The organism is Streptomyces sp. LHD-70 (assembly GCF_031157275.1).
Lineage (GTDB): Bacteria > Actinomycetota > Actinomycetes > Streptomycetales > Streptomycetaceae > Streptomyces.
In genome coordinates this window covers 300228-323321 of record NZ_JAVIFW010000009.1, presented here as the reverse complement: position 1 = coordinate 323321, position 23094 = coordinate 300228, and the positions used below count along the sequence as shown (strand labels likewise).

29 protein-coding genes are annotated in these 23094 nt (G+C 71.8%); 22 read left to right on the top strand and 7 right to left on the bottom strand.

What is annotated here, in order from left to right:
- Positions 1–13: 13 nt before the first annotated feature.
- The 7 genes from RCO28_RS20330 (at position 14) to RCO28_RS20305 (ending at position 4380) form a co-directional block, all read left to right on the top strand.
- Positions 14–268: a MoaD/ThiS family protein gene (locus RCO28_RS20330; RefSeq protein WP_282533793.1), complete on the top strand. Its 255-nt coding sequence runs from the start codon at positions 14–16 to the stop codon at positions 266–268.
- 10 nt (positions 269–278) lie between these two features.
- A complete protein-coding gene (locus RCO28_RS20325; protein ID WP_308942576.1) occupies positions 279–1406 on the top strand; it encodes a hypothetical protein in 1128 nt (375 codons plus the stop codon).
- Positions 1407–1562: 156 nt separating this feature from the next.
- Positions 1563–2297 (top strand): DUF2993 domain-containing protein, encoded by a 735-nt coding sequence (locus RCO28_RS20320; protein ID WP_308942575.1) that lies wholly within the window; start codon positions 1563–1565, stop codon positions 2295–2297.
- Between the two features lie 254 nt (positions 2298–2551).
- The gene (locus RCO28_RS39375; protein WP_351229977.1) at positions 2552–2632 is read left to right on the top strand and encodes an Ms5788A family Cys-rich leader peptide; all 81 of its coding nucleotides are present in this window, start codon (positions 2552–2554) and stop codon (positions 2630–2632) included.
- A gap of 215 nt (positions 2633–2847) precedes the next feature.
- Complete coding sequence (locus tag RCO28_RS20315) at positions 2848–3690, top strand: sulfurtransferase (protein ID WP_308942574.1); 843 nt, start codon at positions 2848–2850, stop codon at positions 3688–3690.
- A 19-nt stretch (positions 3691–3709) separates the two neighbouring features.
- Entirely contained in the window at positions 3710–3997 is a 288-nt protein-coding gene (locus tag RCO28_RS20310; protein WP_282514747.1) for a DUF1416 domain-containing protein, read from the top strand.
- 125 nt (positions 3998–4122) lie between these two features.
- On the top strand, positions 4123–4380 hold the full coding sequence (locus RCO28_RS20305) for a DUF3099 domain-containing protein (protein ID WP_308942573.1): 258 nt from the start codon (positions 4123–4125) through the stop codon (positions 4378–4380).
- A gap of 16 nt (positions 4381–4396) precedes the next feature.
- Here RCO28_RS20305 and RCO28_RS20300 read toward each other — a convergent pair whose 3' ends face one another.
- Positions 4397–4759 (bottom strand): DsrE family protein, encoded by a 363-nt coding sequence (locus RCO28_RS20300; RefSeq protein WP_308942572.1) that lies wholly within the window; start codon positions 4757–4759, stop codon positions 4397–4399.
- Positions 4760–5035: 276 nt separating this feature from the next.
- Between RCO28_RS20300 and RCO28_RS20295 the strand changes: the two genes are divergently transcribed.
- The 3 genes from RCO28_RS20295 (at position 5036) to RCO28_RS20285 (ending at position 7413) form a co-directional block, all read left to right on the top strand.
- The gene (locus RCO28_RS20295) at positions 5036–5608 is read left to right on the top strand and encodes an FABP family protein (RefSeq protein ID WP_308942571.1); all 573 of its coding nucleotides are present in this window, start codon (positions 5036–5038) and stop codon (positions 5606–5608) included.
- Between the two features lie 355 nt (positions 5609–5963).
- Positions 5964–6413: a transcriptional repressor gene (locus RCO28_RS20290; RefSeq protein WP_308942638.1), complete on the top strand. Its 450-nt coding sequence runs from the start codon at positions 5964–5966 to the stop codon at positions 6411–6413.
- A gap of 34 nt (positions 6414–6447) precedes the next feature.
- Positions 6448–7413 carry a glycine cleavage T C-terminal barrel domain-containing protein gene (locus RCO28_RS20285; RefSeq protein WP_308942570.1) on the top strand — a complete coding sequence of 322 codons (966 nt, stop codon included), beginning with the start codon at positions 6448–6450 and terminating at the stop codon, positions 7411–7413.
- A 101-nt stretch (positions 7414–7514) separates the two neighbouring features.
- Here RCO28_RS20285 and dtd read toward each other — a convergent pair whose 3' ends face one another.
- Positions 7515–7940, bottom strand: coding sequence for a D-aminoacyl-tRNA deacylase (gene dtd, locus RCO28_RS20280; protein WP_308942569.1), 426 nt, complete (start codon positions 7938–7940; stop codon positions 7515–7517).
- A gap of 224 nt (positions 7941–8164) precedes the next feature.
- On the opposite strand from dtd, the gene RCO28_RS20275 reads away from it, so the two are divergent.
- Genes RCO28_RS20275 through RCO28_RS20265 form a run of 3 tightly spaced genes read left to right on the top strand, consistent with a single transcriptional unit; the run spans position 8165 to position 11120 of the window.
- Positions 8165–8776 carry a hypothetical protein gene (locus RCO28_RS20275; protein WP_308942568.1) on the top strand — a complete coding sequence of 204 codons (612 nt, stop codon included), beginning with the start codon at positions 8165–8167 and terminating at the stop codon, positions 8774–8776.
- 55 nt (positions 8777–8831) lie between these two features.
- On the top strand, positions 8832–9812 hold the full coding sequence (locus RCO28_RS20270) for an asparaginase (RefSeq protein ID WP_308942567.1): 981 nt from the start codon (positions 8832–8834) through the stop codon (positions 9810–9812).
- Between the two features lie 60 nt (positions 9813–9872).
- Positions 9873–11120: a GNAT family N-acetyltransferase gene (locus tag RCO28_RS20265; protein WP_308942566.1), complete on the top strand. Its 1248-nt coding sequence runs from the start codon at positions 9873–9875 to the stop codon at positions 11118–11120.
- 57 nt (positions 11121–11177) lie between these two features.
- Here the strand turns inward: RCO28_RS20265 and RCO28_RS20260 are convergent, their stop codons facing one another.
- Positions 11178–11369 (bottom strand): hypothetical protein, encoded by a 192-nt coding sequence (locus RCO28_RS20260; protein ID WP_308942565.1) that lies wholly within the window; start codon positions 11367–11369, stop codon positions 11178–11180.
- A gap of 159 nt (positions 11370–11528) precedes the next feature.
- Between RCO28_RS20260 and RCO28_RS20255 the strand changes: the two genes are divergently transcribed.
- The 3 genes from RCO28_RS20255 to RCO28_RS20245 all read left to right on the top strand — a co-directional run bounded on the left by RCO28_RS20255 (position 11529) and on the right by RCO28_RS20245 (position 14571).
- On the top strand, positions 11529–12422 hold the full coding sequence (locus RCO28_RS20255) for a GntR family transcriptional regulator (protein ID WP_308942564.1): 894 nt from the start codon (positions 11529–11531) through the stop codon (positions 12420–12422).
- Positions 12423–13196 carry an HAD-IA family hydrolase gene (locus tag RCO28_RS20250; RefSeq protein ID WP_308942563.1) on the top strand — a complete coding sequence of 258 codons (774 nt, stop codon included), beginning with the start codon at positions 12423–12425 and terminating at the stop codon, positions 13194–13196.
- Positions 13197–13497: 301 nt separating this feature from the next.
- Positions 13498–14571, top strand: coding sequence for a phosphotransferase (locus tag RCO28_RS20245; RefSeq protein WP_308942562.1), 1074 nt, complete (start codon positions 13498–13500; stop codon positions 14569–14571).
- A gap of 34 nt (positions 14572–14605) precedes the next feature.
- Here RCO28_RS20245 and RCO28_RS20240 read toward each other — a convergent pair whose 3' ends face one another.
- The 3 genes from RCO28_RS20240 to RCO28_RS20230 form a co-directional block, all read right to left on the bottom strand.
- Entirely contained in the window at positions 14606–15376 is a 771-nt protein-coding gene (locus RCO28_RS20240) for an ABC transporter permease (protein WP_308942561.1), read from the bottom strand.
- Entirely contained in the window at positions 15369–16400 is a 1032-nt protein-coding gene (locus RCO28_RS20235) for an ATP-binding cassette domain-containing protein (RefSeq protein WP_308942560.1), read from the bottom strand. The genes RCO28_RS20240 and RCO28_RS20235 overlap by 8 nt, the downstream gene beginning before the upstream one ends.
- 74 nt (positions 16401–16474) lie before the next feature.
- On the bottom strand, positions 16475–16621 hold the full coding sequence (locus RCO28_RS20230; protein WP_308942559.1) for a hypothetical protein: 147 nt from the start codon (positions 16619–16621) through the stop codon (positions 16475–16477).
- Positions 16622–16644: 23 nt separating this feature from the next.
- Between RCO28_RS20230 and RCO28_RS20225 the strand changes: the two genes are divergently transcribed.
- Positions 16645–17424 carry a TetR/AcrR family transcriptional regulator gene (locus RCO28_RS20225; RefSeq protein WP_308942558.1) on the top strand — a complete coding sequence of 260 codons (780 nt, stop codon included), beginning with the start codon at positions 16645–16647 and terminating at the stop codon, positions 17422–17424.
- A gap of 116 nt (positions 17425–17540) precedes the next feature.
- Here the strand turns inward: RCO28_RS20225 and RCO28_RS20220 are convergent, their stop codons facing one another.
- On the bottom strand, positions 17541–18200 hold the full coding sequence (locus tag RCO28_RS20220) for a TetR/AcrR family transcriptional regulator (RefSeq protein ID WP_308942557.1): 660 nt from the start codon (positions 18198–18200) through the stop codon (positions 17541–17543).
- A 68-nt stretch (positions 18201–18268) separates the two neighbouring features.
- On the opposite strand from RCO28_RS20220, the gene RCO28_RS20215 reads away from it, so the two are divergent.
- The 5 genes from RCO28_RS20215 to RCO28_RS20195 all read left to right on the top strand — a co-directional run bounded on the left by RCO28_RS20215 (position 18269) and on the right by RCO28_RS20195 (position 22957).
- Complete coding sequence (locus RCO28_RS20215; protein WP_308942556.1) at positions 18269–20536, top strand: AAA family ATPase; 2268 nt, start codon at positions 18269–18271, stop codon at positions 20534–20536.
- A 34-nt stretch (positions 20537–20570) separates the two neighbouring features.
- Positions 20571–21173, top strand: a complete 603-nt coding sequence (locus RCO28_RS20210; RefSeq protein WP_308942555.1) for an HAD domain-containing protein — start codon at positions 20571–20573, stop codon at positions 21171–21173.
- A gap of 75 nt (positions 21174–21248) precedes the next feature.
- Positions 21249–21791, top strand: coding sequence for a helix-turn-helix transcriptional regulator (locus RCO28_RS20205; RefSeq protein WP_308942554.1), 543 nt, complete (start codon positions 21249–21251; stop codon positions 21789–21791).
- 17 nt (positions 21792–21808) lie between these two features.
- Positions 21809–22480 (top strand): hypothetical protein, encoded by a 672-nt coding sequence (locus RCO28_RS20200; protein ID WP_308942553.1) that lies wholly within the window; start codon positions 21809–21811, stop codon positions 22478–22480.
- Positions 22481–22612: 132 nt separating this feature from the next.
- A complete protein-coding gene (locus RCO28_RS20195; RefSeq protein ID WP_308942552.1) occupies positions 22613–22957 on the top strand; it encodes a DUF2516 family protein in 345 nt (114 codons plus the stop codon).
- Positions 22958–23094: the final 137 nt, after the last annotated feature.

The window sequence follows — 23094 nt, the reverse complement described above, 5'->3', positions numbered from 1 at the left end:
AGGAGCGCCCGCCATGGCCAACGGCACCATCCGCTACTGGGCGGCCGCCAAGTCCGCCGCCGGCCTCGCCCACGAGCCGTACGACGCGGTGACACTCGCCGAGGCGCTCGACGCCGCCCGCGAGCGACACCCCGGCGAACTCGTCCGCGTCCTGCAGCGATGCTCGTTCCTGGTCGACGGTGACCCGGTGGGGACCCGAGCCCATGAGACGGTGGCGCTTGCCGAGGGCGGCACGGTCGAGGTGCTCCCGCCGTTCGCAGGAGGGTGAGCCGCACGCGATGAGTCAGCAGCCGTATGAGCCGCACGAGTCGTACGACCCGTATCAGCAGCAGCCGCAGCAGCAGTACGAGGAGGTGCGCGGCCACACCCAGACGTTCCAGGGACAGACCTGGGACACGGGGACGGCGCACCAGCACCCTCAGCACGAGCAGTACGAGCACCCTCAGCACAAGCGCCCTCAGTACGAGCACCCCCCGTATGTGCCATACGAGCAGCAGCAGTACCAGCACCAACCGCCGCAAGCGCCCGAGTACCAGCAGCAACCGCAGGGACCCGCCACCGGCACCGCCTACCTGCCCCCGCAGGGGCAGTCCGCGCCGACCGGAGCAGCCCCGGCCACCGCACCCGCCGCGGACGCCGAGGAGCCGCGGCTGACCTACGCCCAGCGGGCCCGGCTCGAAGGGCGGTCGCCGATCATCGAGCCCGGTCTGAAGCCCGCCGGACTCACCGCCCTGCTCGCGCTGCTCCTTGCGGGCGGCGCGGCCCTCGGTTCGTACGGACTGCTCGTGCCGCTGCTGCTGTTGCAGGCGCTGACGGCGGCCGGCTGGTTCCGGCTCAACGGCATGTGGCCCGCGCGGCAGGGCATCGCGCTCGCCTTCCTCGGCGGGGTCGTCGCGGACGCGCTGGTGCTGACCGCCGGCCGGGAGCACGCGCCGGGGGCGATCCTCGGCACCTGCGGCGTCTGGGTGCTGCTCACGCTCGTGCTGCAACTGCGCAGCCACGCGGGCGCGGACGAGCGGATGTACGGACTGATGGCCACGGTCTCCTCGTCCGCGCTCACGATCCTCGCCGGCGGCACCCTCGCCGCGGCGCCCGAGGCGGTCTCGGTCGGCGCGGTCGCTGTGGCCGTCGCGGTGCTGGCCCGTGCGCTGCCGCTGCCCGGTGCGGCCTCCGTCGTGGTCGCGGTGGCGGCCGCCGCGGGTGCGGGCATCGCCGTGGGCGGGATGACCGGCATCGGGGCGGCGGGTGCGCTGCTCGGCGCCGGTGCCGGGGTGTGCGCCCTGGTCGGCCTGCGGGTGGCGAGCTACGACTACCCGTCGCGGTTCGTGCACATGACCGCCGGGGTGGCCCTGCCGCTGACGGCGGCGGTGCCGGCGCTCTACCTCCTGGGCCGGGTCGTGGCCTAGACAGGACATGCACGGGCCTGAACTGCCCTGGTTGTCACAGCTCTTCGACAGGTCCCCCGTCGCGCTTCCACCTGGAACCCGCGGCGGGGGACCGGTCGTTTAGGCTCGCGAACGTCCGTACTGGCGGGGGAATTTCATGGGGGGAAGCACCGAACCATGCGTGCACTGCGAATACTTCTCATCATTGTGGTCGTGCTCGGCGGTCTCTTCGTCGCGGCCGACCGGATCGCCGTCGGCTTCGCCGAGGACAAGGTCGCCGAGAAGCTGCGCAGCAGCGAGGGCCTGCAGAAGGACCCGGAGGTGGAGATCGAGGGCTTCCCGTTCCTGACCCAGGTGCTCGCCGGCGAGCTGGACGACGTGGCGATCGGGATCGACGGCATGGAGGCGTCCAGCGGCGCCGGGAAGGTCAGGATCGCCGAACTGGACGCGCAGATGCACGGCGTCGCGTTCTCCTCCGACTACAGCTCCGCGACCGCCGCCCAGGCCACGGGTTCCGCGCGGATCTCGTACGACGAACTGCTGGGGGCCGCCAAGGTCGAGCCGGTTGAGGTCGCTCCCGGTGTGACGGCGAAGGTGGTCGGCCTCTCCGACGGCGGCAACGGCAAGATCAAGGTGTCGGTCCAGGCGACCGTCCTCGGCCAGACCCTGCCGGAGCCCGTCGAGGTCGTCAGCTCGGCGAAGGTGGAGGGCGGCAAGACCGTGCAGGTGCACGCGGACAAGCTGCCGAAGCTGGGTGCCGTGCCGGTCGCCGAGGAGCGGATGCGGCAGATCACCGACTTCCAGCAGGTGGTCGACGGACTGCCCGCGGGCATCGAGCTGGACAAGGTCGAGGCGCAGAAGGACGGCGTGCGGATCACGGTGACGGGTTCGGACGTGAAGCTGGCGGGCTAAGGCCCTGTCTTCAATCGCCCGCCCCGAGGCGGACCACGTGTCCGTAACCTTGCGTGACTTCAGGGCCGCCCTTGGTGACTGTCCGAAGTGCGAGACGGGCGCGTCCGGAAAATAGCCAGGATGCGAACATCAGCCGCCCCGGAACCCGCCGACACGGGCCCCGGGGCGGCTTTCGTATCACCATACGGACGATCGCGTCTCAGAATACGACACGCCGGTGACATGGCCGCCGATCCCTCCCTACGATCGGGGCCATGAAGCGACAGGCGGATCTCACGAAGCGGCGGGCAGTCGACCTGTGCCGCGTCGCCGCCATGCTCTGTCGCCCCGTCTGAGCGGGAGCTCCAGCTCCCGTATCCCCCCGGGCCCTCCCCGACGTCGAACCGACGTCCCACCGGGCCGCCCCGTGCCGCGTACGCCGCGCCGCCGCCGCGTACCCGCGCCCCGCACGCACCACCCCTCGCGCACCACCCCTCCCGCCCGCCGCCCGACCACCGCCCCTGGTGGAGCGCTTCGCGCCCTGCCTAAATTGCCCCGGAGGAGAACAAGCATGAGCCGCAGCGACGTCCTGGTCGACGCCGACTGGGTCGAGGCAAACCTCGACAACCCGCAGGTCGCCATCGTCGAGGTCGACGAGGACACCTCCGCGTACGACAAGAACCACATCAAGAACGCGATCCGCATCGACTGGACCAAGGACCTGCAGGACCCGGTCCGTCGTGACTTCATCGACCAGGAGGGCTTCGAGAAGCTCCTGTCGGCGAAGGGCATCGCCAACGACTCCACCGTCGTGCTCTACGGCGGCAACAACAACTGGTTCGCGTCCTACGCCTACTGGTACTTCAAGCTCTACGGCCACCAGGACGTGAAGCTCCTCGACGGCGGCCGCAAGAAGTGGGAGCTCGACTCCCGCGACCTGGTCGACGGCTCCGAGGTCCCGAGCCGCCCGGCCACCGACTACAAGGCCAAGCCGCAGGACACCTCGATCCGCGCCTTCCGCGACGACGCCGTGAACGCGATCGGCTCGCAGAACCTCGTCGACGTCCGCTCGCCCGACGAGTTCTCCGGCAAGCTCCTCGCCCCGGCCCACCTCCCGCAGGAGCAGTCGCAGCGCCCCGGCCACGTGCCGACCGCCCGCAACATCCCGTGGTCGAAGAACGCCAACGACGACGGCACGTTCAAGTCGGACGACGAGCTCAAGGCCCTCTACGAGGACGAGCAGGTCGACCTGGCCAAGGACACCATCGCGTACTGCCGCATCGGTGAGCGTTCGGCCCTGACCTGGTTCGTCCTGCACGAGCTGCTCGGCCAGGCCAACGTCAAGAACTACGACGGCTCGTGGACGGAGTACGGCTCCCTCGTGGGCGTCCCGATCGAGCTCGGCTCCAACTGAACCAGGAGGACAGTGACTTATGTGTGGAGCACAGGTCGGCGGCCCCGACGCCGCGACGATCAAGCCCGGTGAGACCACCATCCAGGGCCAGGTGACCCGCGACGGCGAGCCCGTCACCGGTTACGTGCGCCTTCTGGACTCGACCGGCGAGTTCACCGCCGAGGTTCCGACCTCCGCGACCGGTCAGTTCCGCTTCTACGCGGCCGAAGGCACGTGGACCCTGCGCGCCCTGGTGCCCGGTGGCACCGCGGACCGCACGGTCGTGGCGCAGACCGGAGGCCTCGCCGAGGTCGCCATCGCCGTCTGACGTACGGCACCGCTTGAACGGCCGGAGGGCCGCACCCCTGGGGGTTGGACGCTTACCAGGACGCGGGTGCGGTCCTCCGGCTTTTGCGCTGTCCGGGGGCCGGTGCGCGGTTCTACGCTGGAGACATGTACGCGCGAAGGCGGCACGTCTACTTCGCCATGATGGGCACCTGCCTCGCCCTCTTCGTCCTGGCCTGGGCGGTCGTACGCCTGTGGTCGATCCCCGTGGCCGTCGGCATGTGCGTCGTCGCCATGGTCATCCCGCCGCTCGCCGCGATCGTCGCCAACCGGCGCGGCCCCGACGACCGCTGGTGGGACGATCCCTCCGGCGACCCGAAGTCCGACGAGTGGTGGGACGAGCTGGACGGCAAGCGGCGCAAGTGACTCGCCTCCGAAGGCGTCAGTACACGAGCGCCTGGGTGTCGTCCGCCATCGACTCCTGTACGAAGACCTGCGCGCCCGCGATCCGCACCCCGTCGAGCACGTCCTTCTCCGTGATGTCACGGCGGGCCGCGCACTGCGTGCAGAGCGTGATCCGGCCGGCCGCCTGGACCGACTCGATCAGATCGGGCAGCGGCGCCGCGTGCGGCAGCTCGAACTCGGCCGCCCGCCCCGGCAGCGCGAACCACGCGGACTCACCGGTCAGCCAGAGCGACACCTCCACCCCGCTGGCCGCTGCCACCGCCGCGACCGTGAAGGCCTGGGAGCATCGCTCGGGGGCGTCGGCCCCCGCGGTCACCTTGATCACGAGTTTCTTCGCCATGCCGCGCACTGTAGTCCGGGAGTTCACAGGGCCAACCTCACAGAGAACGGCACGGGTGGGCCGACTAAGCTGGGGCGCGGCCCCGTCCTGCTAACACCGCTCATCGAGGAGCACCCCGTGCTTGTTGCCTTCTTCGAAGCCCTGCTGGTCCTGGTCTGCGTCGGCGTTCTCGCGTTCGCCGGTCTGACCGTCAAGAAGCTGTACCAGGGTCAGCGCTGACCTTCCGCGTCCGCCGCGTACCGACCTCCGCTCCGACACAGATCGCCTGAGTAGCCCATGATCGAGATCCCGTCCGACCTCCACCCGGACCTCGTGCCCCTCACGTTCCTGCTCGGCAACTGGGCCGGCGCGGGCGTGCACGACTTCCCGGGCAGCGAGAAGTGCAACTTCGGCCAGGAAGTCAGCTTCAGCCACGACGGCCGGGACTTCCTCGAGTACCGCTCCCACACCTGGGTGCTCGACTCCGAGGGCAACAAGGTCAAGCCGCTGGAGTCCGAGTCCGGCTTCTGGCGGGTCGGCAAGGACCGCAAGGTCGAGGTCGTGATGGTCCGCGACGACGGCGTCGTCGAGGTCTGGTACGGCGAGCTGGCCGACAAGAAGCCGCAGATCGACCTGGCCACCGACGCCGTCGCCCGCACCTCGGCCTCCGGCCCGTACAGCGGTGGCAAGCGGCTCTACGGCTACGTGAACAGCGACCTGATGTGGGTCGGCGAGAAGCAGACGCCCGAGGTGCCGCTGCGGCCCTACATGTCGGCGCAGCTGAAGAAGGTCGTCTCGCCCGACGACGTCGCCGAGATGGCGCGGAACCTCGGTGACCTGCCGGACGACGGCATCGCGTTCTTCAAGTAAGCACAGCTTCAAGTAAGCACAGCTTCAAGTAAGCACAGCCTTCAAGTAGGCGCAGCCAAGTAGGCGCAGCCTTCAAGCAGAGGCTCAGAGGGTTCTCAGACTCCTCTGAGACGGGGCCGGTACCTGTGAGCAGGTGACCGGCCCCACTCATGTCCCCGCCCGCGCCCTCCTCGTCGCCGACGACCCGCGCCGCCGCGACCTCCTCACGCTCGCCCTGCGCCTTGCCGGGTACGACGTGTCCACGGCCCGCAGCCTCGACGAGGGCCGCTGCGGCGCCTGGTGGCCGGACGGCCTCGATCTGCTCGTCGTCGCGACCGGAAGGAGCCGCGGGGCGGGCCCGCCTACACTTGGCCGCGTGGTGAGCACCGACTGGAAGAGCGACCTCAGACAGCGCGGCTATCGGCTGACGCCGCAGCGCCAGCTTGTCCTCGAAGCCGTCGACGCCCTGGAGCACGCGACCCCCGACGACATCCTCGTCGAGGTCCGCAAGACCGCCTCCGGAGTCAACATCTCCACGGTGTACCGCACGCTGGAGCTCCTGGAGGAGCTGGGCCTGGTCAGCCACGCGCACCTCGGGCACGGGGCGCCCACGTACCACCTCGCCGACCGGCACCACCACATCCACCTGGTCTGCCGGGACTGCACCGGGGTCGTGGAGGCGGACGTCGAGGTCGCCGCCGAGTTCATCGAGAAGCTCCGTACGACCTTCGACTTCGACACCGATATGAAGCACTTCGCGATCTTCGGCCGCTGCGGCGACTGCACCAGATCGACGTCCCAGGTCGCTGAGACCCCCGGGGAATAAGACAGGCTGTCAACGAGTCGTAGTCTGAGTGGATATGAAGAGCCCCTTGCTGTCCCTGCCCGGTGCCGTCCCCGCCGAAGGTGTCGACGAAGGAGTCGCCGCGCACTACGGCGAGCTCTACCGAGAACAGCGCGCCCTAGCCGACGGCACCGGCCTCGTCGACCTCTCGCACCGCGGGGTCATCACGGTCACCGGAGACGACCGGCTCAGCTGGCTGCACCTGCTGCTCACCCAGCACGTCAGCGAGCTGCCCACCGGCCAGGCCACGGAAGCGCTGATCCTCTCCGCCAACGGCCACATCGAGCACGCCCTCTACCTCGTCGACGACGGCACGACGACCTGGGCGCACATCGAGCCGGGCACGCAGGAGGCGCTGCTCGCGTACCTGGAGTCGATGAAGTTCTTCTACCGCGTCGAAGCCACCGACCGCACCGCGGAGTTCGCGGTCGTGCACCTCCCGGCCGGCTCCATCACCCCGGTCCCGGACGGAGTCGTCGTACGCGAGACCGCGCACGGCCGGGACCTCTTCCTGCCGCGCGCCGAACTCGAGGCGTACGCGGAGGCCAACGGCCCGGCGATCGGCGTCCTCGCGCACGAGGCGCTGCGCGTGGAGGCGCACCGCCCCCGCCTCGGCTTCGAGACCGACCACCGCACGATTCCGCACGAGCTGGGCTGGATCGGCACCGCCGTCCACCTCCAGAAGGGCTGCTACCGCGGCCAGGAGACCGTCGCCCGCGTCCACAACCTGGGCAAGCCGCCCCGCCGCCTGGTCTTCCTGCACCTGGACGGCAGCGAGGTCCACCTGCCGGGGCACGGTACGGAGGTCCGGCTGGCGGCGGAAGGGTCCGACGGGCGGAAGATCGGCTTCGTCACGACCTCGGCCCGCCACCACGAGCTGGGGCCGATCGCTCTCGCCCTGGTGAAGCGGAACGTCCCCTTGGACGCGGAGCTGCTCGTCGGTACGACCGCGGCGGCTCAGGAAGCCGTGGTCGAGCCGTAGCCGAGCCCCGGTCGAGCCCTTGGTCGTACGGCTGCCGGTCGAGCCCTGGTCGTACGGCTGTCGGTCAAGCCCTGGTCGTACGGCTCGGGCTGCATCTCGGGCTACATCTCAAGAAGCACCGTGAACGGGCCGTCGTTCGTCAGGGACACCCGCATCTGGGCCCCGAACCGGCCCGTCGCCACGGTCGCGCCGAGTGACCGCAGCTGCGCCACCACCTCGTCGACCAGCGGCTCCGCCGTGTCGCCCGGGGCCGCCGCGTTCCAGGTGGGGCGGCGGCCCTTGCGGGCGTCGCCGTAGAGCGTGAACTGGCTGATCACGAGCAGCGGGGCGTCGATGTCGCTGCAGGACTTCTCGCCGTCGAGCATCCGCAACGACCAGAGTTTGCGGGCCAGTTGGGCCGCCTTCTCCTTGGTGTCCTTGTGCGTCACACCGACCAGGACGCACAGCCCCTCGCCGGTGATCTCCCCGACGGTCTCTCCTTCTACGACGACGCTCGCGCCGTCCACCCTCTGCACCACTGCTCGCATGCCGTCCATGATGCCGTGCGCCCGCGGGCCGGTGAGCGGCCGCCCGTCCGGTCCCGTTCTCGCGCGTACTTTCGGACCGTTTCCGACATCTGCCACGTAATGCCATAGGGCTATCCGGGGCCGATCGAGTGCACTCCGCCCCAACTCGGGCAGGAAGGGTGGCATTCTGCTGCCCAGCGGCGCGCCTGCGGCGCCCCGCACCGGTCGAGGGGACGGTCAACAGCATGAACAGCACGTCGAGCACGGCGGGGCAGCCGCCGGGGCCCGCACCGACGGCATGCGCCGGTGCGAGCACGCCCCGCCCGCCCGCACAGCGCACCGGGGACCGCCTTCCCGAGCTGCCCGAACACGATCTGGCGGTGCTCCGGCTGCCCGAGGTCCGGGCCCTGCGCCGCACCTCGCAGCAGGACGAGGCCGACCTCAGCTATGTCCGCCGGCTGCTCCAGGGGCGGATCGACATCCTCCGGGCCGAGCTGGCCCGGCGCCGGGACCCGGCCGTGCCGGCGCCCGACCCGGACATGGTGGCCCGGCTCTCCGAGATCCTCACGGACACGCCCTCGCGGCACCGCTCGTCGGCCCGGCACGTCACGGTCGGCACCCCGCACGGCGAGGAGTACCGCAGTCTGGCCGCCGAGATGCTCGGCGAGGTCGAGCTGTCCGACCTGGAGGCCCGCACCGACGACGAGCTGCACGCCGCGATGGGCCGCCTGGTCCGGTACGAGCAGCAGGTCTCCCACCGCCGCCAGCTCCTGCAGCGCACGGCCGACGATTGCAGTGCCGAAATCGCCCGCAGGTACCGTGAAGGGGAAGCACAAGTAGACGACCTGCTCGCCTGACCACCGGCACCCCGGTGAGCCCAGGGGCGGGACCACCGGAAGGCATCCACCGACGATGACGGCATCCGCCGGCGCCAGCGCCCCTTCGCAGCCCGCCATATCCCCGGTCCTCGCCGAGGTCGTGCGCTCCGGTTTCGTCGAGGGACGGCACCGGGGATCGCTGGTCGTCCTCGCCGCCGACGGCAGCGTGGAGCGCGCCGTCGGTGACGTCTCCGCCCCCGTCTTCCCCCGCTCCGCGAACAAGCCGATGCAGGCCGCCGCCATCCTGCGCGCCGGACTCGACCTCTCCGGCGAGCGCCTCGCCCTCGCCTCCGCCAGCCACTCCGGCGAGCCCTTCCACCTCGACCTGGTCCGCACGATGATCGGCGAGTTCGGCCTCACCGAGTCGGCCCTGCAGTGCCCGCCCGACCTGCCCTTCGACCCGGTCGAGTCGGAGGCCTACCTGGCCGGCGGCTCCGTACGGGACCGGGTCGCCATGAACTGCTCCGGCAAGCACGCCGCGATGATCGCCGCCTGCGCCGCGCAGGGTTGGGACCAGGAGTCGTACCTCGACCCGGAGCACCCGCTGCAGCGGCTGGTCCGCGAGGTCATCGAGGAGGCGGCGGGCGAGCCCGTCGCCGCCACCGGCACGGACGGCTGCGGCGCCCCGCTGATGGCCATCAGCCTCACCGGCCTCGCCCGCGCCTTCCGGCACTTCGTCCTTGCCGAGCCCGGCACGCCGGAGCGCCGGGTCGCGGACGCGATGCGGGCCCACCCCGAGTACGTCGCGGGCACGCGCCGCCCGGACACCTGGCTGATGCGCGAGGTGCCCGGCGTCCTGTCGAAGATGGGCGCCGAGGCCGTGCAGGCGGTCGCCCTGCCGGACGGCCGTGCGCTCGCGTTCAAGGTCGACGACGGCGCGATCCGCGCCCTCGGCCCGGTCCTCGCCCGCACCCTCGACCTCCTCGGCGTGGACACCCCGGCCCTCGCCCGGATCGGCGCGGCCCCGCTGCTCGGCGGCGACCGTGAGGTGGGGGAGATCCGCGCGGCATTCTGAGCCTCCCGCCTGCGGAAAACCCCGATGCGGCAGGCCCGGCCCGCGGCCTACGGTGACCGGATGACCTTAGACGTACGCCTCCTCGCCGAAGCCGACTTCCCGGACTGGATGCGCGCCCTCAACACCGGGTTCCTGCGCACCCCGACCTCCTCCGCCGCCGAGATCGAGGACCACAGGGCGTTCGTGGACCTGAGCCGGGTGCGGGGCGCGTTCGAGGACGGGCGGTGTGTGGCGACGTACCGCTCGTTCGCGCAGCGCCTGACCGCCGTCGGGGGCGGCGAGGTGGCCGCCGGTGCCGTCTCGAACGTCACCGTCTCCCCGACGCACCGCCGTCGCGGACTGCTCAGCCGCATGATCACCGAGGATCTCGGGGCGTCGAAGGCGCGCGGCGAGGCGGTGGCGACGCTGATCGCCGCCGAGTACCCGATCTACGGGCGGTACGGCTTCGGCCAGGCCACGCGGATGGCCGAGTGGGAGATCGACGTGCAGCGCACCGGGCTCGACCCGCGCTGGTCGGGGCCCGAAGACGGCGGCCGGATCGACCTGGTGGACGCCGCCGACGTACGCAAGCTCGGGCCCGCGCTGTACGAGCGCGTGCGGCGGGCGACGCCGGGTGCGGTGGACCGGGACGAGCGCTGGTGGCGGCGGTTCACCGGTGAGCTGCGCCCGGAGCGCTCGCCCTGGAAGGACCCGTTCTTCGCCGTGTACCGCTCGGCCTCCGGCGAGGTGGACGGGCTGCTCGCGTACGTCAGCGACGAGAAGTGGGGCGACGGCAAGCAGCCGCAGAACACCGCCACCGTGGTCGAGCTGAGCGCCGCGACCCCGGCGGCCGAGCGCGCGCTGTGGCGGTACGTCTGCTCCGTGGACTGGATCATGACGGTGCGCACGGGCCCGCGCGCGCCGGACGCCCTGGTCGCGGACCTCTTCCCGAACGCGCGCGCCGCCCGGATCGTCACCCTCGCGGACTGGCTGTGGGTGCGCGTCCTGGATGTCGTACGGGCCCTGGAGGCGCGGACATACGGAATGCCGGGCGCCCTCGTCGTCGAGGTGCGCGACCGGCATGGGTGGGCAGAGGGGCGGTACCGGCTCGAGGTCGGTGCGGACGGGCGCGGGACCTGTGTGCGGACCCGGGACGCGGCCGAAGTCGCCCTGGACGTGCGGGAGTTGGGTGCGCTGTGGCTGGGGGACGAGTCCGCGGTGCGGCTCGCCGCGCTCGGCCGGCTGACCGAGGAACGGGCAGGCGCCGCCGCCGTTGCCGACGCGCTGCTGCGTACGCCCAGAAGTCCGTGGTGTCCGGATGTCTTCTGAGTCTGTTGCCTTCTGAGTCTGTTGCCTTCTGAGTTTGCCTGATGCGTGCCGAGAGGCTCAGGCCAGTGCCGGACCGGCGACCAGGACCGCGAGGACGACCGCGCCGAGCGAGCTGCACGTGGCGTTCCTGGCCTTGACCCCGATGCTGAGCAGCAGCATCCCCGCGATTCCCAGCGGGCCGTACTGCCACTCGACGAGCTGCTCGAAGCCGATCACGAACGCGGCTCCGAGGATGGCGATGACGGGCATGGTGGATCCTCCTTCAGGTGGGAGGAGTTGGCGGTTAGGTGGTCCTAACTTGGTAAAGTTGGCTGCCAACTTCACTGTAGTTGTCCCCGATTGGTCGGGCTGGTTAAACAGTCTTCACAGAACTCCCCAGAGATAGTGGGGAGTTGTACCGTTTGGGGCGTGACCCAGGAGAGCGTTGCGGTGAACGGCAGAAAGCCCTCGCACAAGGACATAGCCGACGAACTCCGGCGGCGTATCCGCAGCGGAGCCGTAGCCGCGGGCAGCCGCATGCCGACCCAGGCCAAGCTCGCCGAGGAGTTCGGCGTCGAGCGCGGCGCGGTGCGGCAGGCGCTCGCGACCCTCGCGCAGGAGGGCCTGCTGGTGAACGTCTCCCGGGGCAGCCCGCCGGAGGTCGCCCTGCCGGGGCAGGACGAGGAGCCGCAGACCACGATGGTCGGCCTGGCCCCGCGCCTGATCGACGCCTTTCAGGCCGAGCGGGTGACCATCGACGCGGTCTGCCTGACCTCCGAGACGCTGATGATGGGCCTGAGCGAACCCCTGCGGCTGATCTACGACGGCCGCATCCGCCCCGAGTCGATCACCGTGCGCGTTCTGCTCCCCAGCAGCCGCATCAACCTCGCCTTCCCCGTGCCCGCGGGCGAGCCGTCCGAGCACGCCGCCGCCGCGGACGAGGCGGTCGACGAACCGGTGCACAGCCGCTGGCTCGCCCAGCGCAACGCCCAGGGCCAGGTCCTGCGCCACAACCTCCGCGCCCTGCGCGCCAGTCACGGCATCGACGTCAAGGTGGAGTTCCGGGCCCTGCCGTTCACCCCGGCGATGAAGCTGTATCTCCTCAACGGCTCCGAGGCGTTGCTCGCGTACTACATGGTGACCAAGCGGGAGGAGGAGATCGACAGCGAGAAGATCCATATGTACGACGCGCTCGGCACCCAGTCGTTGCTCTTCTCCTTCGAGAGATCCGTGGGCCAGAGCGACGAGGCGTTCGTCGACGAGTCGCAGAAGTGGTTCGACGCGCTCTGGAACACCATCGCCCGTACCCTGACACTCTCTTAGGTGACTTCCGATACGGCGCCGGACGGGCGGGTGGGTCAAGTGATCGAGAACGCCGAGGACTTGCGGGTCGCAAGGGACCTGCGCGAGGTGATCACGCAGGCGGAGTGCGTTCTCTTCGATTTCGACGGCCCGATCTGCCGTCTCTACGCGAACCATGACGCCCAGACCGTCGTGGACAACCTCGTCGGCTGGCTCGCGGACCAGGGCGAAGCGGGCCTGCTCACGGCGGACGAGCGGGACTCCGCCGACCCGCACGCCGTGCTGCGCGCCGTCCACCGCGCGCGCCCCGGCAGCTCCCTGGAGGCGGACCTGGAGGCGAGGCTCACCGAGGAGGAGCTGCACGCCGCGGCCCGCGCCTTCCCCACCCCGTACGTGGACCGGCTGATCCGCACCTGGCACGCCACCGGCGCCCGGCTCGCCGTCGCCACCAACAACGCGCCCGAGGCCGCCCGCCACTACGTCCACGGGCGCGGCGTCGCCGACTGCTTCGGTCCGCACATCCACGGCCGCCGCACCGAACACGTCCACGCGCTGAAGCCCGACCCGGACTGCCTGCACCGCGCGCTCGGCTCCCTCGGCGCGCACCCGTCGAGGACGCTGATGATCGGCGACACCCCCGCGGACTACCTGGCCGCGCGCGAGGCGGGCGTGGCGTTCCTGGGGTACGGGCAGGACGAGCTGCGCCAGAAGAAGCTGCGCTCCGCGGGTGCGGAGCACGTGGTGGACTCGCTCGGGGCCGTGCTGAAGGCGGTGTGGGCGGGGGCGTTGCTGTGAGCCGGGGCGTCCCGTACGTGCGTTTTTAGTGTGAGCCGGGGTGCTGCCGGGGGCCGGGGTGCTCGCCGCGGGCCGGCCGGCTTTCGTACGCGCGTACTGGGGGATCCTCCTCCGCGCTGACAGGTGCCGCTGCCGCGCCCTGTCGCGGGCGGGCGCGGTAGTAGCGTGAAGCGCCTCTGAAGCCTCTGAAGCCTCTGAGCCGCTGAAGCCTCCGCAGCGCTGAAGTCTCTGACACCTCCGACACCACTGACACCACTGACACCTCTGACCACCGGCATCGCCTCGGGCGAGAGAGCGGAGCATGTCCTCAGCCGAACCGGCCGCCGACCCGGCCGGGCATGCCGCCGGCACCCTCCTCGGCGGCGACCACCGCATCGTGGGCCCGCTCACGGGCCACCACCACGAGACGTACGTCCTGCGGCTGCCGGGGGAGGACGGCCGGTGGAAGATCCGCGAGCCGCGGTCCGGGGTGCTCCACGCCGACCGGCGGTGCTTCCACTCCGAGGAGGACGTGATCTGCGGGCTCGCCGAGCTCCCCGTCGAGCTTCCGGTGCCCGAGGTGCGCGAGGTCGGCGGCTGTCGGCTGCAACGCTTCGTCGAGGGCGCCACGCTCGCCACGCTGACCGGTGCGGAGGGCCGGGTGCCCGAGCGGTACGTCGATCAACTCATGCCCGTCTTCGGCGGGTTGGGGTCCGTGCGGCCGGGCCGGCTGAACGTGGAGCGGAGCTGCGATCCGGCCGACCGGGCCGAGGACGGCGACACCACGTACTTCCTCGGCCGCCTCGTGCACTTCGCCGAGCACCGCGTGTACCGCGCGCGGCACGCCACGTACGGCTCGCTCTTCGCCGCGCTCGGCGTGCCCGACGAGGCGCTCCGCCGGTACGCCGAGCGCCTCGGCATGCTCGCGCCCCGCCCGTTCTGCCTGCTCCACGGGGACCTGCACCGGGAGAACCTCATCGTCGACGGGGCCGACCGACTCTGGGTGATCGACTGGGAGTTGGCGATGCTGGGCGATCCGCTCTACGACCTGGCGACCCACCTGTACCTGACGCGCTACCCGGCCGAGCAGGAGCGGAGTGTCGTAGAGCGCTGGTGCGCGGAGATCGAGCGGGTCCTGCCGGGCGGTTCGAAGGGGTACGAGGACGACCTGCCGCGGCTGCGCGCGTTCAAGTGCGTCCAGTCCGTCTACACGGATGTGATCCGTACGGCCATGACGCTCTCGGAACGCCCCGAGGACCCCGCGGAGTCCGCCCGGGCCGCGGCGAAGCTCGTCCGGGTGCTCCACGCGGCCCGGACGCCCCTCGAACTCCCTTCGGTACCCGACGCGTCGGGCGCCGAGGCGGCACTGCGGGAGTGGCTGGGCTCGACGGGCTAGGACGCGCCCTGGGGCCTGTCTCGGGGAACGGCCTCTAGGCGAGTACCCGGCGCCGGAACAGGAGGCCCGCCGCCGCCACCGCGAGCGCCGTGATGCCCGCGCACCAGGCCAGCGCCACCCAGCCCGTCGCGCCGATCGGTTGGCCGAGGAGCAGGCCGCGTACCGCCTCGATGACCTGGGTGACCGGCTGGTGGGTGGCGAAGCCCTGGAGCCAGGACGGCATGGTGTCCGTGGGGACGAACGCGCTGCTCGGGTACGGCAGGAAGCTGATGAAGAACGTGAACCCGCCGGCCGCCTCCGGGGACCTGACGAGCAGGCCGACCGCGGCGGACAGCCAGGACAGCGCGGTGATGTAGGCGACGAGCAGCCCGACGGCGGCGAGCCAGCCGGCCGGGCTCGCCGCCGGGCGGAAGCCGATCGCGAACGAGAGGGCGAAGACGAGGCTCGTCGCGAGCAGATTGCGGGCCGTGGAGGCCAGGACGTGCCCGGCGAGGATCGGGGTGCCGCCGATGTCGAGTGAGCGGAAGCGGTCGATGATGCCGCCCTTGAGGTCCTCGGTGACGGCCTGGGCGGTGCTGGCCGAGCCGAATCCGGCGCAGAGCAGCAGGACGCCGGGGACCACGTACGTCACGTACTGCGTACCGGTGTCGATGGCTCCGCCGAAGAAGTACACGAAGATCAGCAGCAGGAGTACGGGCAGGGCGAGGGCGGTGATGAGCGCGTCCACGTTGCGGCGGCTGAGGCGCAGGGAGCGGCCGGTCATGGTCAACGCTTCGGAGGCTCCGGACGGCACGGCTTCAGACATGGGTGGGCTCCTCGGTGCCGGTGCTCGTGCCGCGTTTGGCGGGTGCGGGTGCGGGTGCGGGTGCCGGTGTCGGTGCCGGTGTTGGGGTCGTGCGGGTCAGGGTCAGGAAGACGTCGTCGAGGGTCGCGGTGTGCAGCGCGAAGCGTTCGATGTCGGTGCCGTCCGGGTCCAGCGCGTCGAGGAGCGCCCGGACCTCGCGGGCGCCGCCGTCCGTCGGGAAGCCGAGGGTCCGGGTCTCGGGCGTGCGGTGCGCGGCCCGCGGGGCGAGGCGGTGGTACGCGGCCTCGGTGACGACGACGTCCAGACGGTGGTCGGCGACGCGCCGCTTCAGCTCGTCGGCGGTGCCCTCGGCGACGAGGGTCCCGCCGTCGAGGACGGAGATCCGGTCCGCGAGACGGTCGGCCTCCTCCAGGTACTGCGTGGTCAGGAACACCGTCGTGCCCTGCGCCCAGAGGTCGCGGACCACGTTCCACAACTCCTGGCGGCTGCGCGGATCGAGGCCCGTCGTCGGCTCGTCCAGGAAGATCACCTCGGGCTCCCCGACGAGTGAGGCGGCCAGGTCGAGCCGCCGCCGCATGCCCCCTGAGTACGTCCTGACCAGCCGCCCGCCCGCGTCGGACAGGTCGAACCGGTCCAGCAGTTCGGCGGCGCGGGCGCGGGCGGCGGCCGGGGTGACGCGGTGGCCGGAACGGGCGCGCGGCGCGAGGCGGGCCATCATCCGGAGGTTCTCGACGCCGGTCTGCATCTCGTCGACGGCGGCGAACTGCCCGGTCAGGCTGATGGCCCGGCGTACTCGGGACCGCTCGGTGCGTACGTCGTGGCCGGCCACGGTGGCGGTGCCCGCGTCGGCCTCGGTGAGCGTGGCCAGGATGCGGACGGCGGTGGTCTTGCCCGCGCCGTTCGGGCCGAGCAGCGCGTGCACGGCGCCGCGCGGGACGGTCAAGTCGAGTCCGCGGAGCACCTCGACGTCCCGGTACGCCTTGCGCAGGCCGACGGCGCGGACTGCGGGTGGGGCAGTGGTCATGGGGTCTCACTCCTCCCGTTCTACGTAAGGTATACGCAGTACTATGTAAGGGTTACGCAGAACTAGGATGTGCGTCAAGCCGGAGCCGGTGGGCGGCTCCGGACTCCGGCCGCGACGGCCGGGACGACCACGGCGGTCGGGACGGTCGCAGCGGCGACGATGGTCGGGACGGTCACAGCGGCCACGACGGTCGGGAAGACCACGGCGGCCACAGCGGCCACAGCGGCCAGGAAGGAGGCGCGGCATGACGGCGGAGGACGAGCGGACGGGACTGCCCGCGAGCCTCGCGACGGCCTGGGGGCTGCGGGAGCGTCCCGCGAAGGGCCCGAAGCCCGGCCTCACCCTGGACCGCATCGTCGACACCGCCGTGCGCGTCGCGGCGGCCGACGGGGTGGGCGCGGTGTCGATGGGGCGCGTGGCCAAGGAGCTGGGCGTCTCGCCGATGTCCCTGTACCGGTACGTCGGCGCCAAGGACGAGCTGTACGTGCTGATGCAGGAAGCGGTCATGCCCGCACCGCCCGCACCGCCCGAGCCGGGGGGCGGTTGGCATGCAGGGCTGAGCCGCTGGGCGCGGGCCCAACGTGCCGTCTTCCTCGACAACTTGTGGATCCTGCGCATCCCCACCTCGGGCCCGCCCGCGAGCCCCAGGTCGGTGGCGTGGATGGAGCAGGGGCTTGCGGCGCTCGACGGAACCGGGCTCGACGAGGGCGCCAAGCTGGGTGTGCTCGTACTGGTCGGCGGGTTCGTCCGCAACGAGGCCATGCTCATGTCCGACCTGGACGCCGCGATCGTGGCGGGCGGGCACACCTCCGCCGAGGTCATGACCCGCTACCGCCGCACCCTCACCGCCCTCACCGACCGCGACAGCCACCCGGCGGTGACCCGCCTCCTCGACTCAGGCGTCCTGGAGCGACCGGAGGGCGGAGCGGACGACGACTTCGAGTTCGGCCTGGGGTGCGTGCTGGACGGGGTGGAGGCGCTGATCGCGCGGCAGCGGGATTCGGGCGAAGCGGACGCCTCCTAGGCCGCCGTCATCAGCGGGCCCAGGCACGCGTGCCGTCCGACCGCCTCCCGCCTCCCGGCGCCCGCCTCCCGCCTCCTGCCTCCCGGCGCCCGCTTCCCGCTTCCCGGCGCCCGTGCTCACGCGTACGCCCCGAGCCCCGAGCGGAGTTGGCCGAAGCCGCGCTCTGCGGCCTCGACCGCGTCCGGGTAGAGCGCGGCGGCGCGTTCTCCGGCCGCGATGCGGCGCCAGTTCGCCTCGGCCAGGACGCGCTGGACGGCCATGATCTGGCCCGCCGCGAGGCGTGCCCCGTCATCGCCGCCGAGTGCGGTGGCGAGTGACTCCTCGGCGCGGGACTGGTACGCGTACAGGCGGGCCACCAAGGACGGCGTGTCGTAGATCAGGCGATGGAAGGCGAGCACCTCGGGCTCGTCGCTGAGACCCGTCACGGGGTCGCGCAGCCGCAGGCCGGTCAGGAAGTGCCGGCGCAGCGCGTCCAGCGGGGGCTGCTGCGGGGCGCGCCCCGTGACGACGCGGCTCGCCTCGTCCTCGTGGTCCGCGAGCCGGTGCAGGGCCAGATCCTCCTTGGCCGGGAAGTACCGGAAGAGCGTCGGCTTGGAGATCTCCGCCGCCGCAGCGACCTCCGCCACCGACACCTTCTCGAAGCCCTTCTCCAGGAAGAGGGCGATCGCGGCGTCGGAGATCGCCTGGTAGGTCCGCTGCTTCTTGCGCTCGCGCAGCCCGCTCTCGGTGTCGGCGGGCAGTACCGGGCGGGCGGGGGGAGGGGGCGTACGGCTCATGGAGGCAGCTTACGCGGTGAAACGCATCTCGGTCACAAACGTTACTCGGTTACGCTATTCTCGCTCGCATGCGTGCCCTCGACCCTGACCCCGGACTCCGCGCCGCCCCTGCCCCCGACCGCCTCCCCGACTGCCACCCCGACCACTTCCCTGACCACGCTCTCGACCGAGCCCTCCGCCAGGAGCGGGCGTACCACGACGCCTGCCGTGACGCCCTCGCCGCGATGATCGACGGCGCGCAGGAGCAGGTCGTCACGGGCGTGGACGTCTCCGCCTCGGGAGCCGACGCGGAAGTCCTGGGCCGCCGGTTCCGCGGTGACGCGAAGACGATGCGTGAACTCCCGCCGGGGCCACTGTTCTTCGGGCGTCTGGACTTCGCGTCAGGGGCCGGGGCCGGGGCCGGGGCAGGGGCAGGGGCGCGGGACGCCGGGGACCACGCCGGGCAGAGCTACCACGTCGGCCGGCTGCGCATCACCGAGCACCCCGCGAGCCCGCCCCTCGTCGTGGACTGGCGCGCCCCCGTCGCCCGCGCCTTCTACCAGGCGGGCCCGCGCGACCCCCAGGGCGTGCGCGTCCGGCGCCGCTTCGGCTGGGCCCCGGGCAGCGCGGGGGAGCCGGGCGACCTCACCGGCCTGGAGGACGAACACCTCGACGCCACGGACGAGTCGGAGCCGGGAAGAGCGGGGCCGGGAAGAGCGGAGCCCGGCGGTGCGGAGCCCGGCGGTGCGGGACCTGGCGGTGCGGGGCCCGGAGGAGCGGGACCCGGCGGTGCGGGGCCCGGCAGTGCGATCCTCGCCGGAGAGATCGAGCGGCCCCGGGTCGGCCCCATGCGGGACATCGCCGCCACCATCCAGCCCGACCAGGACGACCTCGTACGCCGCGACCTCGGCACCTCCCTGTGCGTGCAGGGCGCCCCCGGCACCGGCAAGACCGCAGTCGGCCTGCACCGCGCCGCGTACCTGCTGTACACCCACCCGCAGCGCGTGCAGCGCAACGGGCTGCTCGTGCTCGGGCCCAACCGCACCTTCCTGTCGTACATCTCGGAGGTGCTGCCCTCGCTCGGTGAGGGCGGAGTGCGGCAGTCCACCGTCGTGGACGAGATCGCCCGGCAGCCGGTGCGCGGCACGGACGGCGAGGGGACGGCGGTCGTCAAGCACGACGCCCGGATGGCGCGGGTGCTGCACCGCGCCCTGTACGCGCGCGTGCGCCCGCCCGCCGACTCCCTCGCCGTACCGGACGGTTCGTACCGCTGGCGGATCGGGCGCGCGGAGCTTGAGCGGATCGTCGAGGACGTACGGGCGGAGGAGCCGCCGTACGCCGTCGGACGTGAGCGGGTCCGGACGCGGGCCGTGCGGCTGATCCAGGAGCAGGCCGAGCGCCGCTCGGGGGCGCGCCCGCAGGCCTGGCTGCAGCGGATCGGCCGGTCCAGGCCGGTCGGTGCCTTCGTGGACGAGGTCTGGCCGAAGGTGACGCCCGAGCAGGTCGTGGCCGAACTCCTCGCCGACGCCGAGGTGTTGGGGCGGTCGGCCGACGGTGTCCTCGACGCGGAGGAGCAGCGACGGCTGCTGTGGCCGAGGGCGCCGCGTTCGTACAGGTCCGCCCGGTGGAGCGCGGCGGACCTGGTGCTGCTCGACGAGGTGGCCGGGCTGATCGAGCATCCGCAGGGCTACGGGCACGTCGTGGTCGACGAGGCGCAGGACCTCTCCCCGATGGAGTGCCGCGCGATCGCCCGCCGCTCCGCCTACGGTTCGCTGACCGTCCTCGGCGACCTGGCCCAGGGCACCACACCGTGGGCGGCCCGCGCGTGGCCCGTACTCCTCGGGCACCTGGGGCGGCCCGATGCCGTACTGGCGCCGCTGACCGTCGGATTCCGGGTGCCCGCGGCCGTCGTCGAGGTGACGAACCGGCTGCTCGCCGCCCTCGACGTCGACGTTCCGCCCGCCCGGTCCCTGCGCGCGGACGGGCAGGTGCGCACCGAGGAGGCGGCGGACGGGGCCGGGGTGGTCGACGCGACGGTACGGCTCGTGCGGGAGGCGCTCAGCCGGGAGGGCTCGGTCGGGGTGATCGCGCCCGACGAAGGCCCGGTGGGCGCGGCCGCCCTGCACGCCGCACTCGCCGCCGCGGGTCTGGCACCGGCGTCCCCGGACCAACTGGGCGCCCGGCTCGCGGTGTTGCCCGCCACCCTGGCCAAGGGTCTGGAGTACGACCACGTCGTCGCCGTCGAACCCGCGGCGGTGGTGGGGGCCGAGCGGCGGGGCCTGGAGCGGCTCTATGTGGTCCTGACCCGTGCGGTGTCCCGTCTGGATGTGGTGCACAGCCTGCCGTTGCCGTTCTGAGGGTTCCGTCCCGTGCGGGCGTTAGGGTCCCGCCGTGACTCCACCCCGACCCCGCGCCCTCCTGTTCCTCGACGTCGACGGCCCCCTCATCCCCTTCGGAGCGTCGCCGGCCGACCTGCCCGAGGGGTATCCGACGTACGAGGGCGGCACCCGGGAGGGCGGCGGGCATCCGTTCCTTGACCGGGCCGACCCCGCGCTCGGGCGCCGACTGGCCGATCTCGGCTGCGAGTTGGTGTGGGCGACGACCTGGGGCGAGGACGCCAACCGAGTGCTCGCACCGTGGCTCGGGCTGCCGGAGTCACCCGTACTGCCGTGGCCGGATGAGACGGACGAGTCAGATGGGGGCAGGACGGACAGGACGGATGAGGCATACGGGGCCTACAAGGAGTACGGGGCTTTCGGTGCGCGGGGTGTGCACTGGAAGACCCGGCCGATCGTCGAGTGGGCGGACGGGCGGCCCTTCGTGTGGGTGGACGACGAGATCGCGCCCGCCGACCGGGCGTGGGTCGACACGTACCACCGCGGGCCCGCCCTGCTGCACCGCGTCGACGCGCGGTGCGGGCTGACGGGGCGGGACTTCGGCGTGATCCGGGGGTGGCTGGGGCGGTTGCACCCCGGTTTCCGTGGCCGCGACTAAGCCGTACGCGTGGCTTGGAACACTATTGCAAGCGTCTGCTTGCAATAGTTAGCGGGCATGCTGCACCATCGACCCATGGCATCCCTCAACGTCGGCAACCTCGGTGAGTATCTGCGCGAGCAGCGGCGCAACGCGCAGCTGTCATTGCGTCAACTCGCCGACGCCGCCGGGGTGTCCAACCCGTACCTCAGTCAGATCGAGCGTGGACTGCGCAAGCCGAGCGCCGAGGTCCTGCAGCAGGTCGCCAAGGCCCTGCGGATCTCAGCCGAGACGCTGTACGTGCAGGCCGGGATCCTCGACGAGCGTGACCGCGACGAAGTGGAGACGCGCGCCGCGATCCTCGCCGATCCGACCATCAACGAGCGGCAGAAGCAGGTGCTGCTGCAGATCTACGAGTCCTTCCGCAAGGAGAACGGATTCGAGATCAAAGAGGAGATGGGGAAGACGGGGAAAACGGAGAAGACGGAGAAGGACGGGCCTGCCGGGACCGAAGAGCGCGGCGCGAGCAGCGAGAACAGCGCGAGCAGCGTGAGCGACTCACCCGGGCGCGGCGCGGACACCGCCGATGACGGCCCCCGCACGGCCGACGGCAGCACCACCATCGAACCCTCACCCTGACCGGAGGACCACCAGTCATGGCCATCACCGACGACATCCGCAAGACCTTCAGCGACCCCACCCCGTTCTACTTCGCGGCCGGTACGGCCGACCTCGCGGTGCAGCAGGCCAAGAAGGTCCCCGCGCTGATCGAGAAGCTGCAGGCCGAGGCCCCGGCCCGCTTCGAGGCCGTACGCTCCACGGACCCCAAGGAGGTCCAGGAGAAGGCCACGGCCGCCGCCAAGGAGGCGCAGGAGAGCCTGCAGGCCAAGGTCAGCGAGGTGCTCGGCAGCCTCGACACCGACATCAGGAAGTTCGGCGAGACCGCCCAGGGCCTGGCCCTGCGCGGTGTCGGCGTCGCCGCGGAGTACGCGGTCAAGGCCCGTGAGAAGTACGAGGAGGTCGCCGAGCACGGCGAGCTGGCCGTCAAGGTCTGGCGCGGTGAGGCGGCCGACGAGATCGAGGAGATCGCCGCCGCGGTCGAGCCGCAGTCGGACACCAAGGCGGAGGCCAAGACCGAGACCGGCACCGAGGCCAAGTCCGAGACGGCTGCCGCGCGGCCCGTCGCGGTCGAGGACGAGTCGAAGCCTGCTGCCGCCAAGAACACGGCGACGGCGTCCACGGCGTCCACGTCGACCACGTCGACCACGGCCAAGAAGGCCCCCGCCAAGAAGACCATGGCGAAGAAGCCCACCCCGCCCGCGAAGTGACCCCGCGCACCACGGCGGTACGGGAACGCCCCGGGCACTCAGCGAGCGCCCGGGGCGTTCTCCGGATACGGCGGCCGCTCATCCGGGTACGGTTGCCGGTGTAGAGACGACTCGGACCAGGTGGTGGGCAACGTGCTGATGTCAGGTTTCGCGAGCTTCGTGGGACTGCTCTTCCTCGCCATGCTCGTGCTCGCGGCGGTCGCCCTGGTGATGGCCGCTCTCGCCCGCCCGGATGCCTACGTCGCGGCCGACAAGAAGACCAAGAACTTCTGGCTGATCCTCCTCGGCGCGGCGGTCCTGGTGAACCTGATCGGCATCCCCGGCCTCGGCCTGATGCTCCAGATCGCCGGCCTGATCGCGACGATCGTCTTCTTCGTCGACGTACGCCCCGCGCTCAAGCAGGTCACGGGCGGCGGCGGCCGCCGAGGCGGCAGCAGCAGCGACGGTCCTTACGGGCCGTACAACGGCGGACGGTGACCGGCCGGGGCCACAGCGACTCCGGAACACGGCGGCGGGGCCGCACCCGAATCCCTGGGTGCGGCCCCGCCGCCGTGTTCTCGTGCGCCCTCGCTCTCGTACGTCGACGTTCTCGTACGCCCTCGCTCTCGTACGTC